Source organism: Rhizobium sp. LjRoot258 (assembly GCF_964254185.1).
Lineage (GTDB): Bacteria > Pseudomonadota > Alphaproteobacteria > Rhizobiales > Rhizobiaceae > Rhizobium.
The window spans coordinates 26,030-41,839 of record NZ_CAXUST020000003.1; the positions used below are offsets into that span (position 1 = coordinate 26,030).

The following is a 15,810-nucleotide window of genomic DNA, read 5'->3' on the forward strand; positions in this document are numbered from 1 at the left end:
AGCGAGTGCAGTGTCGTTCATGAGCCGTTAATCGTGAGCGTGCAATTCGTTCGCTTGGGGGTATGCCCTCAATTAGACGGAGCAATAATGAAGAAGCTAGTCTTGTTAGCGGTCACCATAGCAATTGTCGCCACCAGCGGATTTGCCGTCGTCGACACGGCGTCTGCCCAGGAGTGGCGCAGACCTTACTATGACAATCCGCCACCACCACCGCGGCGCCATCATCATCACGACAACGGCGCAGCGATTGCCGGTGGTCTGGCCGCTGGAGTGATCGGCGGGTTGATCGGTGGCGCAATCGTCAACAACAGCGGTCCACGCTACATCGATCCACCGCCGCCGCCTCCGCCACGTTGCTGGTTTGAAGATCGCCGCGTGCCGAACGCCTATGACGGCGGCTGGCATATGGAGAGCCTTCGGGTCTGCAGGTAGTCGCCAGCAGCGACGATGGGTTGCCATTTATCTACCATCGGAATCGGTCTTTTCCAAAGTAGCACGCATAGGCGCAGGCAGAGACCGAGGCCGTGGTTCGAACATTTCTGGGCGACATCTTACGGCGTTGCCGGCTTCAAAATATCGTCTAGCCAATCGACGGTGTCACCACGTAAAGCTTGAGCCATTCGAGGCCAAAGCCAACATACTTCCAAGAACCCACAGCCCGAAAAGTCTAAAAAGCGTCAGCAGCAAGTTGGTGAAGGCAGTGACTTCCAGTTCGGCACGGACGACGCCATGGATAAAGGCGTTGCGCGATTCCCTCGAGGGCGCGCCCAGTCTAAGGATCTCAGCCGCCGTTAAAGGATCTATCGGCGAAGGCCGACACTGCGAGAAGGAGATTTTAGACCTCCGTCGGACTTTCTGCCGGCGTCGTGAACCAATGCGGACCGTCCTTGGTCATATAGATGTGATCCTCTAGTCGAATGCCGAATGCACCGGGAAAGACGATCATTGGCTCGTTCGAAAAGCACATGCCGGGAACAAGTGGTGTTCTATTACCCCTGACAATGAACGGAGCCTCATGGATTTCGAGGCCAAGGCCATGACCGGCGCGGTGCGGCAAGCCGGGCAGGCGATAATCCGGGCCGAGGCCATGCTGGGCTAATGCGTTGCGAGCCGCAGCGTCAAGGCTTTCGCAGGGCGCTCCCAGCTTTGCTGCCTCGAACACAGCCTCCTGCCCCTCACGCTCTATGGCCCAGGCACGCTCGAATTCGTCATCGCCGCCGTCAAGCTTGTAAGTGCGCGTCAGATCGGAGTGATATCCGTCAATGCGGCAGCCGGTATCGACGAGGATGACGTCTCCCGGTTCCAGGATCTGCTCACCATCGGCGCCATGCGGCAGCGATGTCGCGGATCCAAATGACACTATGCAGAAATTGGAACCATTGTCGGCACCCGCATCGCGATGCTTTTGGTCAATGAAGCGGGCGACGTCCGACGAGGCAATGCCGGTCGTGATCGTGTCGCGGACTTCACGGTGGATGCCCAAAGTAATGTTCATCGCATACTGTATCAGGGCAATCTCGCCCGGCGACTTGACCGCCCGTAGCGTGCGCAGGATAGGCCCGCCGTCGATAAGCCGCGCTGCACCCATCTCTTCGGCGAATGCGTGATAGAAGGCCAGGGGAAGTGCATCGTCGAGTGAAAGCTTACCGGACGGGCCCACCAATCGCGCAACGAGCCCGACGCTATTTTCCTCCTCTTCCCAACTAAGGATGTCGCCGGGCAGGTGGGACAGTGCTTCAACGCGACTACGTTCGAAGCCGGGGACGATGTAGGTCAGTTTCTCGTCCGTCACGACTGCACCGAGCAGCCTCTCGCTAAGATGCCAGACGAGGCCGGTGAAGTAGCGCAGGCTCTCACTTGGCCCGAGGAAAGTAGCCGCAACGCCATTCGCCTGCATGCGTTCACGAAGTCGCGACAGGCGACCGTGACGCTCCTCTTGCGTAATTGCCGCGACGGGATGAGACCAGACCGAATGTGCCACGCGATTATCTACCTGCGATCAATGCTGAAATGAGATGCTTGATTCCAGGATAGGGTAATTGTAGGCAAGTTGTCGACACGTATATCCCGATCGCAATATGCTCATCAGCGAATACACCATCCCCGGCATTCATATCCGTGACCATCTGGTCGACGTCCCGCTGGACTGGAAGCGTCCGGAAGGTGCAACGATCAAGGTGTTCGCGCGCGAGGCATGCGATGCGACACGCAGGAAAGGCAAGTTGCCTATCCTGCTCTTCCTGCAGGGTGGCCCCGGCGGAAAGTCGCCGCGTCCAGTCGGCAGCGGTCCACCCTGGCTTAACGAGGCACTCAAGACACACCGCGTCGTTCTCCTCGACCAACGCGGCACTGGCCGGAGCACGCGCATCGAGAGCGCCACCATGGCGGATTTCGCGAATGCGATCGCGGCTGCCGATTACCTCAGTCATTTTCGCGCCGACAGCATCATCGCCGATTGCGAACATCTGAGAAAGACTGTCTTCGGGGGCGGACGATGGGAGACGCTTGGACAGAGCTACGGCGGTTTCTTGACACTCACTTATCTCTCGCAGGCACCGGAAGGATTGGCGGCCTGCTATGTCGCCGGTGGACTGGCCGGGTTATCGGCCACGGCCGATGACGTTTATCGCCGCACCTATCCGCGTGTTGCCGCGAAGAACCGCGAGTTTTATAAGCGATATCCGGCAGATCGCGACCGGATCGCGCGCATTGCTGACCGCATCGCTGAAGGCGACGTGAGGCTTCCCGACGGAGATTGCCTGACGGTTCGCAGATTTCAGACAATCGGCATCGATTTCGGGATGGCGCCCGGCTATGAGAACGTGCACTGGCTGGTTGATGAAGCCTTTGCCGATCCTGAGGAAACAAGGTTTTCCGATGCCTTCCTTGGCGCGGTCATGTCCCTGACCTCCTATGATAGCAACCCCATGTTCGCAGCACTGCAGGAAAGCATCTACGGGCAGGCGACAACGCCGACGCGATGGGCGGCCGAACGTGTCCGGCCGGACTTTGTGGAGTTTGGTGAGTTGTGCCGCCCGCTTTATCTGACCGGCGAGATGATGTACCCGTGGATGTTTGAGGAAATCCGCTCACTGCGGCCGTTTCGCGACGCGGTGGAAGCCTTGGCACGCTATAATCGGTTCGAGCCACTGTACGAGCCGACCCGGCTGGCATCAAACGAGATTCCGGTGGCCGCTGCAGTCTACTTCGACGACATGTACGTTGACGCGGAACTCTCGTTGGAGACGGCACGCTTTGTTGGCAACATACAGAGCTGGGTCACCAACGAATTTGAACATGACGGCGTGCGTCAATCATCAGCCGTCTTTTCGCGGCTCAGGCAGATGGTACGAGATCGGGGCGGGCCGCTCGGTAGCGCAGACCAATGAGGGGCATCGGGGAAGAGTTCGCTTCTATCCGTTGATCGCCCCGTCCGTACCTGTGTCAAACGTCAGACCGAAAGCGACCTGCCGCCGGCTGGATCGAAAAGGTGCATACGGTTCATGTTGAAAGAAAGTGGCATCCTGGTGCCAGGGCGCGGATCGCTTTCAGGATCGACGCTTGCGCAAATAACGACCGGACCGATGTTGAAATAGATCATTGTTTCCGGCCCCAGTGGCTCAACCAGATCAATCCTCGCCTCAATGGTCTCGAATCCAGGTCTCGGCGTCTGGCTCGATATCGATTCCGGCCGGATGCCGAAGACCACAGGTTTACCGGCATGCGCCTTGTAGCCTTCGACCCGGGCCGGAGGAACCGTTAGCCGGCTGCCGTCCTCGAGCACCACTATAAGTCCGTCGCCGTTGGCCTCCAGCTTTGCCGCGAGGAAGTTCATCGCGGGCGAGCCGATGAAGCCGGCCACGAACTGGCTGACTGGATGGTGGTAGAGCTCCTGCGGCGGCCCCGCCTGCTCGATGATGCCACCGTTCATGACGACGACGCGGTCAGCCATGGTCATGGCCTCGACTTGGTCGTGTGTGACATAGACGGTGGTTGTCGGCAGGAGCTGGTGCAGGCGCTTTATCTCGGTGCGCATCTGTACCCGCAGCTTGGCGTCGAGATTAGACAGCGGCTCATCAAACAGAAAGACCTTGGGATTGCGGACGATGGCGCGGCCCATGGCGACACGCTGGCGCTGGCCGCCCGAGAGTTGGCCCGGACGGCGCGACAGCAACTCGGTGATATGGAGCGTTTCAGCTGCGCGGGATATGCGGTTGTCGATTTCGGATTTTGGCAATTTCTGCTGCTCGAGGCAGAAGGAAATATTCTCCCGCACGCTCATATGCGGGTAAAGAGCATAGTTCTGAAACACCATGGCGATATCGCGCTTGCCCGGGCCAAGGCGGTTGACCACCCGATCGCCGATGACGATGTCACCAGCAGTTATGTGCTCCAGTCCGGCAATCATTCTAAGCGTCGTCGATTTGCCGCAGCCAGATGGGCCGACGAACACAACGAACTCGTTGTCCTCGATCTCGAGATTGATGCCGCGCACGGCTTCATAGATTCCGTAGGATTTGACCACATTTCGTAGTTCGAGCCGTGCCATCGTGGCCTCCTTACTTCTCGTGCAGCCAAACGGCCATCGCGCCGGGCTTGCGATTGGCCCAGAGGTGGTAGGGAATCGCTTTGAACCGTGTCGTTTTCAGTGCAGGCGGCTGCGTGCGATAAAGTGTCTCCTTCCAGTCAGACGCGTCGGCCTCCATGGCATCGCCCTCCAGCACCGTCGCGCCGCCGAGAAGCGTTCCGTCGAACCTGACTGCAATTTCGCCTCGCGTCGGCAGCCTTAGCCGCTGTGGCTCCGTGCCAAGATCGGCTTCCTCCACGCAGAAGATTACCGGTCCGCGACGAAGCGCAAAGCGGCCGTTGTCCTCGGTGGCAGCTGGATGGGCATAGAGGCGATCGACGGGCATGTCGAAGGTCAGCCGCACTTCATCGCCGTCGCGCCATTCGCGCTCGATTGCCGCATAACCCTTGACCACATCGAGCCTGATGCTCTCGCTATTGACGAAGGCCGTCGCATTGCGGCACCAGCCGGGAACGCGCACACGAAGCGCAAAGTGCTTCTGCTGATCAAGGCCCAAGGCGATTCTGACATCGCCGTTCCACGGGTATTCGGTCTTCTGCCTGAGGCGCAGGAGGGCATCGCCCACCGACAGTTCGGCAGCATTTTCGCCGTAGAGATGGATCGCCACCTCGTCGCTTTTGGTCGAGTAGAAGTACTGGCCGAGGGAGGTGATGAAGCGAGCGATGTTGGTTGGGCAGCAGGGGCAATAGTGCCACTTCCAACGGCGGTTCTGGCCATGGCTTTCGAGCACGTTTTCGTAGAAGTAGTGCTCGCCATCGCGGGAGATCCCGGAAAGCGCACCGTTGTAAAGCACGGTTTCGAGCTTGTCGGTGAACTTGCTGTCGAGTTCGATCTGGGCCATTCGGTGGCTGAAAAAGCCGAGCGCGACGGCTGCACAGGTTTCGGCGTAGGCCGTCTCGTTCGGCAGGTCGTATTCACGGGTAAAGCCTTCATTTGACGCAGAGGGGCCAAGGCCACCGGTCACGTAGAGTTGGCGTCCCACGAGGTTGTCAAAGAGGCGGTCGCAGGCGCCTTTCAGGCTTTCGTCGTCGTTCTCGAAGGCGAGATCGGCCATGGCTGAGAAGAGGTACATCGCGCGCACGGCATGTCCGACCACCTGGGTCTGCCCGCGCACGGGCATGTGCGCCTGGCTGTAGGCATATGTCTGGAAGACGTAGTCGGCGGGATCCTCGCCGCGCCTGCGAGCTTCCTCGTCATAGTAGGATGGCATCTGACCGCGCTCGTCGATGAAGTAGGTTGCGAGCTTGAGGTGGCGCGGATCTTTGGTCACCCGGTGGAGTTTGATGAGCGCCAGCTCGATCTCCTCATGCGCATCATAACCACGAAGCTTGCCCGGCTCGTGGCCGAACGTGTCGATGATGTGGTCGACGGCGCGGATCATCACATCAAGGAAACGTCGCTTGCCGGTCGCCTCGTAGTAGGCAACGGCGCCCTCGAGCAGGTGCCCCATCGAATACATTTCGTGAAGATCGCGCAGGTTGGTCCAGCGCTTGTCCGGTTCGCGGCGGATGAACCAGCTGTTGAGATAGCCGTCCGCCATCTGGCCGTCTTCGAGCTTTTCGACGATCGAGTCGATCTTCGCCTCAATGTCCGGGTTCGGATTATTCTTCAGCGTATAGCTCGCCGCCTCGATCCACTTGCCGAAATCGGAATCGAAGAAGTGCTGCATCGACAGACCGCTCGGTTGGATCGGACGGACCAGCGGGCCGGCAGGCTTATCGAAGTCGAGCACTTCGAGAAATCCTTCCTCTTCCAAGCGCATATGTTGGGTCGGGATAGTCACGTCGCGGACCGTATCCGTCCAGCTTTTCCAGAAGCCACCGTCAAATGTCACTCGGCTGTAATCGGCCGGAATATAGCGCTCGATGGGGGAGCGCTGCTGGAATTTTTCTGCAATAGGCATGGTAGCTCCTTGAGCGGACGGGCCGCTGTCATTTCACGGCGCCGGCGGTCAGGCCACGCACGTAGTAACGTTGCAAGAGAAGAAAGAGCAGGATGCAGGGGATCATTGTGACAACGATACCAGCCTGCAACGCGCCCCAGTCGATGATGCCGTAGAGACCAGAGGACACGTTCACCAGCATGATCGGCAGGGTGAACTTGTTTTGGTCCGACAGGAAGATGAGGGCGGCCAGAAATTCGTTCCATGAGTTCAGGAAGGCAAACATCGCCACCGTTGCTACGCCAGGCAGCGCAATCGGCAGCATGATGCGGCGCAGTATCGTGGCTTGCGACGCACCATCGATGCGCGCGGCCTCGATAAGGGCCTTCGGCACGGCGTCGAAAGCATTTCGCATCATGAAGACCGAGAACGGCAGTTGGAAGGTGACGTAGATCAGCACCAGGCCGTAGATGCTGTTTTGCAAGCCGAGCATCTTCAGGATCAGGAACAGCGGCGTCAGGATCGACTGGAACGGGATCATCATCGTCGCCATAATGAGGACGAAGAGGATCGATTGGCCGGGGAACCTGAACTTCGAAAAGCCGTAGCCGGCCGGCACTGACACGATGACGGTCAAGGCCACCGTGCCCAGGGCGATCAGAATGGAATTCCCGGCATAGACGTACCAGCCGGCCCCGACGTTCTCAAGGCGCCTGTAGTTCTCCAGCGAGAAGGTCTTGGAGAACAGAGCCGCCGGATTTGCGAGTGCCTCAGCCGCGGGCTTGAAGGAATTGGCGAAGGACCAGACGATTGGCATGATGAAAAAGATCGCAAACAGGATCGATGCCAGCAGGAAGAGCAGGTAGGCCGCCTGGCCGCCACGCGAATTAGCCTTGGACGGGGCCATTGTCATCAACCTTCCTCCGGACGCTCGCGCAGCAGCACGAATTGGATGGCACTGATGGCCACCAGCACAACCAGCAGCGCAAAGGACAGCGCCGAGCCATAGCCGAGACGATAGGACGAGAATGACGCCAGATAGATCGAGAATACCGCCGAGATCGTGCTGTTCTCGGGCCCGCCCTGGGTGATGATGAAGAACTGGTCGAAGGCGAGCATGGACGATGTGACGTTAAGGACCAGCGCCAATACCAGCGAATTGCGCATGAGTGGCAAGGTAATCCGCCGAAAACGACTGAAGACACCTGCGCCGTCAATCTTCGCCGCCTCGATGACGTCGTTTGAAATTCCCTGCAGTCCAGTCAGCAGGATGACCATGGTGAATCCGGAGGTTTTCCAGACAACCATGAGAATGATCACCGCGAGCGCCGGCCAGAAACTTTCGAGCGGCCGGGGCGCCGAGCTGATCAGGCCGATGCCACGCAGCACCTGGGCGAATACGCCGCTATCTGGATTGAGCAGCCACATCCAAAGCGTTGAGGCGGCGCCAAAGCCGATCACAACGGGCATAAAGAAGATCGTGCGGAAGAAACCCGCCGAGCGCAAAGGGCGGTCGACCAGAAGGGCAAGCGGAAAGGCGACGAGGAAGATCGCCGCCGTCACCAGCGCGCTATAGAGCATCGTGAAACCAAGTGAATGCCACAGCTGCATGTCGCCCAGCAATTCACTATAGTTGGCAAGACCAATGAACTTCTTCCGGCCGAGCAGCGGCCAGTTGTAGAAGCTCATCCAGACGGTCATGACAAGCGGGATGATAAACAGGACGAGGATGAACAGGAAACCTGGCAGGATGAAAGCCAGTCCCAGCCAGCCTTTTGGCTCCGGATCCCCGGCAATCGGCTGTATTGGATGCTTTGTCGGCGTGTCGACCAATGTCGTTCCTTGAAACTTTAAAAACCGCGCGTCGGCAGCCCGAAAGCTGCGGGGCGCGCGACGAGCGCCCCGCACACGATGGATCAGGGATTCGTGCGGTCCAGGATCTTGGTGAAGTCGTCCTGCGCCTTCTTGAGCGAGCCGTCGACGTCTTCGCCAAAGATCGTGCCCTGGATCAGGTTTAGGAACGGGCCGGTGCGGCTGACGAACAGTTCGTCCGAGGAGAAGGTATAGGGCGTGCGGGCCTTAGCCAAAATGTCATAGGCGGTGAGGTTGCGTGGGTCGAACTTGGCATAGGCTTCTTTGGTAAGGTCGGTGCGCGACGGCATTCCGGATTCTTGCGTGATGTAGACCTGCTGCTCGGGCTCCATGTAGAACTTGACGAAGTCGAGCGCGACCTTCTTCTTTTCCTCGCTGATACCCTTGATGAGCGCCAACGTGTCGCCACCGGCAAAGCTGGACGCACCGCCCTTGGGGCCCGGGATAGGAGCGACCGCAAACTTGACGTCCGGGTACTTGCTGGTCAGCAGGTTGACGATGTAGGAGCCGGTCATCAGAATGCCGACCTTGCCGGAGGCGAAGGCTTCGACAGCATTGTTGCCGTTGCCCGAACGCGAGGTCGGATGGATGGCACCAGCCTGCCACATGTCGCGATAAGCGGCGATGGTGTCGCGTAGCGCCGGTGTGTCGACGGTGGCGGTACGGCCGTCGTCGCTCAGCACGTCGGCGTTCGCAGCCCACAGATGCGGTAGGAAGTCGTAAATCAGCCAGCTGCCGGAATTGGCAACGAAATAGAAGCCATAGGTTTCCTTGTCCAGCGCATGGATCTTCTTGGCAGCAGCGGCGATTTCCTCCAGTGAAGCTGGTGCCTTGTCTGGGTCGAGACCCGCCTTCTTGAAGAGGTCGGTATTGTAGGCGATGATCGAGGCATCGGGCAGGGCAGGAACACCGTAGATCTTGCCATCATATGTTGCCAGACGGATATGCGACGGGCTGAGGGCAGCGGCGTAGGGGAGATCCTTGACGAAGCCTGTAATATCCTCAAGGCTCTCGTTAGAGGCGAAGGTCGGCAGGTAAATCAGGTCGAGGACGGCGCCTTCCGGAGCTGCCGCGCCGGCGATGGCAGCGCCGAGCTTCGGAACCATCTGCTCGGCCGTGATCTGGGTGACGTTGACCTTGTCGGAATGTGAGGCGTTGTATTTTTCCGCCAGGCCCTGGAGTACGGCGCCGGACGATGTGCGCACCCATAGCGTGATTTCTTCAGCGCTGGCGAGAGAAGAACTCGTCAGCAACGCGACAGCGGCAATTGTCGATCTTAGACGTAACATGCGTGTTCCCCTTCTTTTATATTGCCCCTACGGGCCTCAGAACGGAGATGACGTTAGTTGAGAAAATTTTTTATGTCGACAGGGTGAGCGGGCTCTCGAGGCGGGTTTTTGCTAAAACCTTTTAACATCATGATTATTTCTGCTAAAAGGTTTTAGCATGACACTTAAACGGAGGTCGAGTTGAAGCAGTCAAGCGGCGGACGCCATACAATCCGCGATGTGGCGCAGGCCGCCGGAGTGAGCATTTCGACGGCTTCGAACGCGCTTAACGGCACCGGACGAACCAACGCGGAGACGCGTGAAAAGGTCAGGCGGATTGCCGAAGAACTCGGCTTCCGGCCAAATGCGCTCGCGCGTGGGTTGTTGACGAGGCGCAGTCACGCGATAGGCATGCTGACCAACGACACCTATGGCAGGTTGACGCTGCCAATGGCCGCCGGCGTGTCGGAAATCCTCGTGGATCACGGCGTCTCTCTCTTTCTGTGCGCCACAAATAACGATCCACGCCTCTCGAGACTGCATCTCGAAGCGCTCCTCGACAGGCAAGTTGACGGCATTATCTTCACCGCCACGCGTATCGACCTGGAACCGCCACCAGAGCTGACCAGACTGAATATACCTGTCGTCTACGCATTCGCGCAGGGACCGTCGAACAGCGTCAGCTTTCATCCGGACGACGCGCAAGGGGCGCGCCTGGCAGTTCAGCACCTGCAAGGACTGAGCCGGTCGCGGATACTGCACATCACCGGTGAGAAGAATTACCTCGCGGCTCGTATCCGCGCCGAAGCTTATCGAGGACTCGTTGGTCCTTCGGCCGAGGTCATGTTCGGCGAATGGTCCGAAGAATGGGGTCATGCGGCGATTGAAAGGGTGTTTGCGCGACCCGGCCCCAGGCCGGACGCTATCTTTTGCGGCAGCGACGAGATCGCGCGTGGCGTTATCGATGCTTTGCGGGACAGGGACGTTTCCATCCCTGGCGACATTGCGGTCGTCGGTTTCGACAACTGGGAGGTCGTCTCAAAGCAGACGCGTCCGACTTTGACGACGATCGACATGGAACTGAAGGAGCTTGGCCACCAAGCTGGCTTGGCGATTCTCGGCTTGTCACGAGGCGAACAGCTGGAGGCTCGTGTTGAGCGGTTGCCCTGCACACTCGTCGTCCGGGGGTCTGCTTGACGCACTGCATAGTACAACTAGGCGGTCACAGGAGCCTGACGTCATATGAGGGTTGGGAATTGCCTCGCGTTGAATCCTTTCCGCCTGGTGATCCAGCATTGGCAGAAGCCGGTGAAGGCACAAGTCAGCAAAGCACGTGCTGTACTGCTGGCAAATCACCGAACGGTCGTCAGCGGGGACAATCTGCTTGATGCGCGTGTCCAAAGTGATCGAGTTTGACAAACTTTGCCAAGTTTCGCTAACATGGGCGCATATGGAGGCTCGAATGGCTACGATGAACGTATCTTTACCGGACCCAATGAAAGAGTGGGTCGAGGCGCAAGCGAGGACCGGCCGATATTCCAATGCTAGTGACTATGTGCGCGACCTTATTCGGAGGGACCAAGCGCGCAGTGATAAGATTGCCGCCATGCAACGCTTCGTCGATGACGGTCTCGAAAGTGGTGTTGGCAGCCGGTCGAAGGACGAACTCTTTGCCGCGGCAGTCGCGCGCGTGGAGACTACGCGCGGCAGCAGATAATGCGTTTTAGCCTTTCTGTCGAAGTGGAAGAGGACATCATTGCGATCGCCGAGCAAGGTGTGCGCATGTTTGGATCCGCACAGGCTAGGCGGTATCATGACGAGCTGTTCGCGGTGTTTGACCTGATTGCCGCGAATCCGCGAATGGTACGTGAGCGAGGAGAGATTTCGCCGCCGGTTAGGATCCATCCGTTCAAAGCCCATCTCGTTGTCTACCGGATCGAAGAGAACGGAACCATTTTCGTGATCCGAGTACGCCATGGACATGAAGAATGGGCCGGCGATCCTGTTTAGGCCTCGCCGATTGAACGAATAAGCACAGTTGCATGACGGGCATTGCGGCCAGGAATGTAACGCGTCTCAAATGACCTGGCATTCCATAAATTGCTGTCATCCTACGCGCTAGAACAGAGTGGGTCTGCGGTTCGACCCTTCTCAAGGCGGGGGTTAACAGTCTCTTGTGGCCAATTCGGCGGCTTCTACCGGTTCGGTCGATTGGAGGCGAGCCGTTTTGATCGTGAGCGTTCCACTTCCGGTGTTGATGGACAGTCGCCAAGCTGAGAAGGATCTACCAGCGGAGCAGCCGAGGACCGGTGAGGACGCCGAGCGCGCCGGTCAGCAGGATGCCAAGTGAATACCAGATCAGCACGAAGGGCATGCCGTTCTCGGTGCAGAACCAGGAATAGACCCAGGCGCCGGCTGCCCCTGCGGCTATACCGGCAACAAGCCCCGTTAGCCGCAGGTCCATAGGTGCCCCGCGGCGCAGTGCCCAGATCGTCCCTGCATAGACAGGCATCGCGAAACCGAAGATGAGAAGCGGGCAATGGAGTGCCGAAGAACCGAGGATCAGCGCCCGGTAAGTCTCGATGGGGGCCATCATGAGCTGGGTGGCTGCGATCGCGGCCATGGCGGCGAAGATCGTGGTAAGCAAACCGAAAAAGCGACCTTCAGAACCGTCGGGGCGGGAAAGCTGATAGAGAGTGAGGAAAGCCGCCACGGCAATCAGTGCATTATAGGTCGATTTGATCCAGAAGACTGGCAGCATCAGCACTTCGGGCATATCGACCCGCAGACCGAGGATGGTCAGCATCAGCAGCAGGGAGAGCCCGAGGGCCGGCAATATGCCAAGCGCGAAGCGGCGCCATGGCGCATTGCGCGGCACCGGCTTCAGGTCGCTGACCAGGCTTTCGATGATGTCGTTCGTCTTTGTCACGATGCGCCTCGCAATCTCTCTCCGAGCGCCTTGAGCGCCCGATGGATGCTGACTTTTACGGCTGATTCAGACTGACCGGTGCGGTTTGCAGTGTCGGCGACGGAGTGGCCCTCCAGTTTCACCTGCCGGATCAGCTCCTGTTGTTTCGGTGACAACCCGTCGAGCAACCGCTCGACATCCATGCGGGCAGTCAGCGTATCCTCGCTGAAGTCACTTTCGATCTCCTCGCCAAGCTCGGTCTCGGTCAGCCGGCGTCCACCGCGGCCGCGATGATGGTCGATCAACTTGTAGCGGGCGATCGAGAAGAACCAGGCTGTGAAGGGTCTTTTTCGGTCATAAGTGGACCGGCGAGAATGCAGTGCCAGCAACGTCTCCTGGACCAGGTCTTCCATATCCGCTTTCGTCGCCGTAGCCATCCTGCGGCTGTAGTAACCGACAAGCAGCACGCGCAAAGCGGTCAGTAAACGCCGATAGGCGGCTTCGTCCCCATCAAGGGACAGAAGCATCAATGCTTTCAGGGCTTCTTCCGAATGAGCGATCGTCATGTTGTCAGCGAGTTCATTCGGAGAAGCAGCCAATCGGTTACAGGGCAGATCAAAAAATGGTTGGCATCACCGATCTATCACATCCGCGTGAGGCTGTAACGCATTTCGAGGCTCGCTCGAATGGGCAGGTGTGAGCCATTGGCACGCAGCCGGCGGACACGACAATCCCATTCTAGGAGAATTCCATGACCAAGCTTCTTTCCAGCCTTGCAGCCTGCATGTTCGTCGTCGGCCTTTCGTTCGCGGGTGCCGCGTCGGCTGAAGACGCCATGAAGTCCGATGCGATGAAGACGGACCATATGCAGAGCAATGCGATGTCAAAGGATGCCATGAAGTCGAGCACCAAGACGGACTGCATGCACAAGGCCGGCATGGAAAAGGACGCGATGAAAAAGGCCGACATGATGAAGGCCTGCGACGCGATGAAGTAAGCGTTTTCGTCTCTCGCGGCCGCTGAAACTTTATCCGCGGCGGCCGCGTCTTCTCCTGCGAACTCTCATACATCCGGAGAACAATCATGGCGACGATCGATTCCAGTAGGGAAACCGGCCACACGCTCATCTACCGCCACAGCCTTGCTGTCCGCCTCTCGCATTGGGTAAACGTGCTTTCCCTCACCGTGCTGCTGTTCAGCGGTCTGCAGATATTCAATGCTCATCCGGCGCTCTATTGGGGCAAGTATGGAGCCGACAACGACCCTTCCTTCATTTCCATGGAAGCCGTCGAAGACGGCAACCAGGTTAAGGGGCTGACGCATATCGGTTCTCTCACCTTCAACACGACCGGCTTCCTTGGTTTCTCGAATGTTGACGGCGAGGCGACAGTGAGGGGATTTCCAAGCTGGCTCACCGTTCCAAGCTATCAAGACCTGTCGACCGGCCGACGCTGGCATTTCTTTTTCGCCTGGCTGTTCGTCCTCAACGGCATTGCCTATCTCGTTCATGGGCTGTTAAGCCGGCATTTCCGCCGTGATCTCGCTCCAACCGGCAATGAACTGACGCTTGCTCATTTGGGCCATGAGGTCGTCAACCATGCCCGGCTGCGCTTTCCGAAGGGAGCGGAGGCACGGCACTACAACACGCTGCAGAAGCTGACCTATCTCGTAGTGATCTTCGTGTTGCTGCCGTTGATGATCGCCACGGGGCTCACCATGTCGCCGGGCTTCAATGCTGTGGCGCCCTGGCTGCTCGATGTCTTCGGTGGACGTCAATCGGCACGCACCATCCATTTCCTGACCGCCTTCTCGCTCGTCGCCTTCGTCGTCGTGCATGTCGCCATGGTGATCCTGTCGGGTGTCTTCAACAATCTGCGTTCGATGATCACCGGCTATTACGCCATTGAACAGGGAGGTAGACAATGAGCCGCCTTATTACCCGCCGCCGCTTCCTGATCGGTTCGACCCTGACCGCCTCTGCACTGGGCTTGAGCGGTTGCGACGCATTGGTCGAAAGCGACCGGACGAAGTCGGTCCTGAAGATCGCAGAGGGTCTCAGCATGAAGACGCAGCGCTTCCTGCTCGGCGACAATGCGCTCGCCCGCGAATTCAGCGAGGCGGATCTCTCGCCGGTCTTTCGCTCGAACGGCACCAGCATGCCGGACAACCCGCAATATCTCGACTGGATGGGTCGCCAGTTCTCGAACTGGAGGCTGGAGGTCGGTGGACTGGTCGAAAAGCCGTCTCAGTTCTCGCTTGCGCAGTTGAAGGCGATGCCATCGCGCACACAGATCACCCGGCACGACTGCGTCGAAGGCTGGAGCGCGATCGGCAAATGGACGGGCCTCCCGCTTGGCGTCCTGCTGCAGACGGTCGGGCTGAAGCCTGAGGCACGCTACGTCGTATTCCACTGCGCGGATGAATACGAAAAGACGTTGGACGGCCGCGGCTGGTACTATGAGAGCGTCGATCTGGTTGATGCCTTCCATCCGCAGACGATCCTTGCCTACTCGATGAACGGCCGCGACCTGGAAGTTGCGCATGGAGCCCCGTTGAGGCTCAGGGTCGAGCGGCAACTCGGTTACAAGCAGGCGAAATACCTGACCGGCATCGAAGCGGTCGCGGACCTCGGCCAACTTTATGGCGGTAATGGTGGTTTCTGGGAGGATCGCGGCTATGAATGGTATGCCGGGATATGAGTTCCGCGAGGGCTTTGAATCCGCTTTGCCACTGTGAGGCGTAGGTAAAGCGCGTCCGAGATGCTGTTGATTTCCTCATGCGGGCAAAGCACGCGACGGCCCCCACCGCCGTCGTCTCTTTTATGTCGAAGGTCGCCTGACGCGGTTGGATATTACGCGTCCATGTAAGCGGAACAGAACAGGTGGCACACCGAATTTTCGGAACTAGGCGCCAAGAGGGAACCGGCTCGCCAGTTTAATATCCAGACTGCAGGGGGGAGAATCGGCCCTGCCGAGCAACAAAGCGCGCTCCCTGTCATTATCAGTCAATTTGGCAGCGTAGCGTTATGCGGCGACCATGTGTCGACCGCGGAGACAACCCTGCTCCCGGCACTGGACAGGTCTGAAGAAAACATGGCCGCTGAGGCCCGATCCAAACAATCAATTCACGCCGCGTTGCATCTCGCGCAACACGGCGAAAATGCAGTATGCCTACACCACCTTGACGAACAGAGTACGATTAGACAACCCATGATGTTAGAGAACTGGATTCTCGCAACTCTCGATAGCGCCCCGTACCGATGTTCGTCGCAAGATAGGTGCTTTCGGGGGAA

16 protein-coding genes are annotated in these 15,810 nt (G+C 58.6%); 8 read left to right on the forward strand and 8 right to left on the reverse strand.

Features of this window, described 5'->3' with window-relative positions; translation table 11 throughout:
- The first annotated feature begins 87 nt into the window (after positions 1–87).
- The gene (locus tag ACSQ9D_RS28580; protein ID WP_436285220.1) at positions 88–432 is read left to right on the forward strand and encodes a hypothetical protein; all 345 of its coding nucleotides are present in this window, start codon (positions 88–90) and stop codon (positions 430–432) included.
- A 403-nt stretch (positions 433–835) separates the two neighbouring features.
- Here the strand turns inward: ACSQ9D_RS28580 and ACSQ9D_RS28585 are convergent, their stop codons facing one another.
- Positions 836–1,981, reverse strand: coding sequence for a M24 family metallopeptidase (locus ACSQ9D_RS28585; RefSeq protein WP_436285221.1), 1,146 nt, complete (start codon positions 1,979–1,981; stop codon positions 836–838).
- 97 nt (positions 1,982–2,078) lie between these two features.
- On the opposite strand from ACSQ9D_RS28585, the gene ACSQ9D_RS28590 reads away from it, so the two are divergent.
- A complete protein-coding gene (locus tag ACSQ9D_RS28590; RefSeq protein WP_436285222.1) occupies positions 2,079–3,389 on the forward strand; it encodes an alpha/beta fold hydrolase in 1,311 nt (436 codons plus the stop codon).
- A 62-nt stretch (positions 3,390–3,451) separates the two neighbouring features.
- Here ACSQ9D_RS28590 and ACSQ9D_RS28595 read toward each other — a convergent pair whose 3' ends face one another.
- From ACSQ9D_RS28595 to ACSQ9D_RS28615, 5 genes are all read right to left on the reverse strand, one after another.
- Positions 3,452–4,549, reverse strand: coding sequence for an ABC transporter ATP-binding protein (locus ACSQ9D_RS28595; protein WP_436285223.1), 1,098 nt, complete (start codon positions 4,547–4,549; stop codon positions 3,452–3,454).
- A gap of 10 nt (positions 4,550–4,559) precedes the next feature.
- Positions 4,560–6,491, reverse strand: a complete 1,932-nt coding sequence (locus ACSQ9D_RS28600) for a glycoside hydrolase family 127 protein (protein ID WP_436285224.1) — start codon at positions 6,489–6,491, stop codon at positions 4,560–4,562.
- 28 nt (positions 6,492–6,519) lie between these two features.
- Positions 6,520–7,383 carry a carbohydrate ABC transporter permease gene (locus tag ACSQ9D_RS28605; RefSeq protein WP_436285225.1) on the reverse strand — a complete coding sequence of 288 codons (864 nt, stop codon included), beginning with the start codon at positions 7,381–7,383 and terminating at the stop codon, positions 6,520–6,522.
- Entirely contained in the window at positions 7,383–8,303 is a 921-nt protein-coding gene (locus ACSQ9D_RS28610) for a carbohydrate ABC transporter permease (protein ID WP_436285226.1), read from the reverse strand. The genes ACSQ9D_RS28605 and ACSQ9D_RS28610 overlap by 1 nt, the downstream gene beginning before the upstream one ends.
- An 83-nt stretch (positions 8,304–8,386) precedes the next feature.
- Positions 8,387–9,631 (reverse strand): ABC transporter substrate-binding protein, encoded by a 1,245-nt coding sequence (locus tag ACSQ9D_RS28615; RefSeq protein ID WP_436285227.1) that lies wholly within the window; start codon positions 9,629–9,631, stop codon positions 8,387–8,389.
- Positions 9,632–9,811: 180 nt separating this feature from the next.
- Here ACSQ9D_RS28615 and ACSQ9D_RS28620 point away from each other — a divergent pair, with 180 nt between their 5' ends.
- The 3 genes from ACSQ9D_RS28620 (at position 9,812) to ACSQ9D_RS28630 (ending at position 11,620) form a co-directional block, all read left to right on the forward strand.
- Positions 9,812–10,807 carry a LacI family DNA-binding transcriptional regulator gene (locus ACSQ9D_RS28620; protein WP_436285228.1) on the forward strand — a complete coding sequence of 332 codons (996 nt, stop codon included), beginning with the start codon at positions 9,812–9,814 and terminating at the stop codon, positions 10,805–10,807.
- 265 nt (positions 10,808–11,072) lie between these two features.
- Entirely contained in the window at positions 11,073–11,327 is a 255-nt protein-coding gene (locus ACSQ9D_RS28625; protein WP_436285229.1) for a type II toxin-antitoxin system ParD family antitoxin, read from the forward strand.
- Positions 11,327–11,620 carry a type II toxin-antitoxin system RelE/ParE family toxin gene (locus ACSQ9D_RS28630; protein ID WP_436285230.1) on the forward strand — a complete coding sequence of 98 codons (294 nt, stop codon included), beginning with the start codon at positions 11,327–11,329 and terminating at the stop codon, positions 11,618–11,620. Before ACSQ9D_RS28625 ends, ACSQ9D_RS28630 begins: the two co-directional genes overlap by 1 nt.
- Before the next feature lie 274 nt (positions 11,621–11,894).
- On the opposite strand, the gene ACSQ9D_RS28635 is transcribed toward ACSQ9D_RS28630, so the two are convergent.
- Both ACSQ9D_RS28635 and ACSQ9D_RS28640 read right to left on the reverse strand, forming a co-directional pair.
- Positions 11,895–12,539, reverse strand: coding sequence for an NrsF family protein (locus ACSQ9D_RS28635; RefSeq protein ID WP_436285231.1), 645 nt, complete (start codon positions 12,537–12,539; stop codon positions 11,895–11,897).
- Entirely contained in the window at positions 12,536–13,084 is a 549-nt protein-coding gene (locus ACSQ9D_RS28640; protein ID WP_436285232.1) for a sigma-70 family RNA polymerase sigma factor, read from the reverse strand. The genes ACSQ9D_RS28635 and ACSQ9D_RS28640 overlap by 4 nt, the downstream gene beginning before the upstream one ends.
- A gap of 185 nt (positions 13,085–13,269) precedes the next feature.
- On the opposite strand from ACSQ9D_RS28640, the gene ACSQ9D_RS28645 reads away from it, so the two are divergent.
- From ACSQ9D_RS28645 to ACSQ9D_RS28655, 3 genes are all read left to right on the forward strand, one after another.
- Positions 13,270–13,515 (forward strand): pentapeptide MXKDX repeat protein, encoded by a 246-nt coding sequence (locus ACSQ9D_RS28645; RefSeq protein ID WP_436285233.1) that lies wholly within the window; start codon positions 13,270–13,272, stop codon positions 13,513–13,515.
- 86 nt (positions 13,516–13,601) lie between these two features.
- Entirely contained in the window at positions 13,602–14,444 is an 843-nt protein-coding gene (locus ACSQ9D_RS28650) for a cytochrome b/b6 domain-containing protein (protein WP_436285234.1), read from the forward strand.
- Complete coding sequence (locus ACSQ9D_RS28655) at positions 14,441–15,217, forward strand: molybdopterin-binding protein (RefSeq protein ID WP_436285235.1); 777 nt, start codon at positions 14,441–14,443, stop codon at positions 15,215–15,217. The genes ACSQ9D_RS28650 and ACSQ9D_RS28655 overlap by 4 nt, the downstream gene beginning before the upstream one ends.
- Positions 15,218–15,810: the final 593 nt, after the last annotated feature.

Coding starts and splice junctions, on each gene's coding strand:
- ACSQ9D_RS28595 (WP_436285223.1), bottom strand. CDS start 4,549: ATGGCACGGCTCGAACTACGAAATGTGGTCAAATCCTACGGAATCTAT.
- ACSQ9D_RS28600 (WP_436285224.1), bottom strand. CDS start 6,491: ATGCCTATTGCAGAAAAATTCCAGCAGCGCTCCCCCATCGAGCGCTAT.
- ACSQ9D_RS28645 (WP_436285233.1), top strand. CDS start 13,270: ATGACCAAGCTTCTTTCCAGCCTTGCAGCCTGCATGTTCGTCGTCGGC.
- ACSQ9D_RS28590 (WP_436285222.1), top strand. CDS start 2,079: ATGCTCATCAGCGAATACACCATCCCCGGCATTCATATCCGTGACCAT.
- ACSQ9D_RS28625 (WP_436285229.1), top strand. CDS start 11,073: ATGGCTACGATGAACGTATCTTTACCGGACCCAATGAAAGAGTGGGTC.
- ACSQ9D_RS28630 (WP_436285230.1), top strand. CDS start 11,327: ATGCGTTTTAGCCTTTCTGTCGAAGTGGAAGAGGACATCATTGCGATC.
- ACSQ9D_RS28615 (WP_436285227.1), bottom strand. CDS start 9,631: ATGTTACGTCTAAGATCGACAATTGCCGCTGTCGCGTTGCTGACGAGT.
- ACSQ9D_RS28605 (WP_436285225.1), bottom strand. CDS start 7,383: ATGACAATGGCCCCGTCCAAGGCTAATTCGCGTGGCGGCCAGGCGGCC.
- ACSQ9D_RS28655 (WP_436285235.1), top strand. CDS start 14,441: ATGAGCCGCCTTATTACCCGCCGCCGCTTCCTGATCGGTTCGACCCTG.
- ACSQ9D_RS28640 (WP_436285232.1), bottom strand. CDS start 13,084: ATGACGATCGCTCATTCGGAAGAAGCCCTGAAAGCATTGATGCTTCTG.
- ACSQ9D_RS28650 (WP_436285234.1), top strand. CDS start 13,602: ATGGCGACGATCGATTCCAGTAGGGAAACCGGCCACACGCTCATCTAC.
- ACSQ9D_RS28580 (WP_436285220.1), top strand. CDS start 88: ATGAAGAAGCTAGTCTTGTTAGCGGTCACCATAGCAATTGTCGCCACC.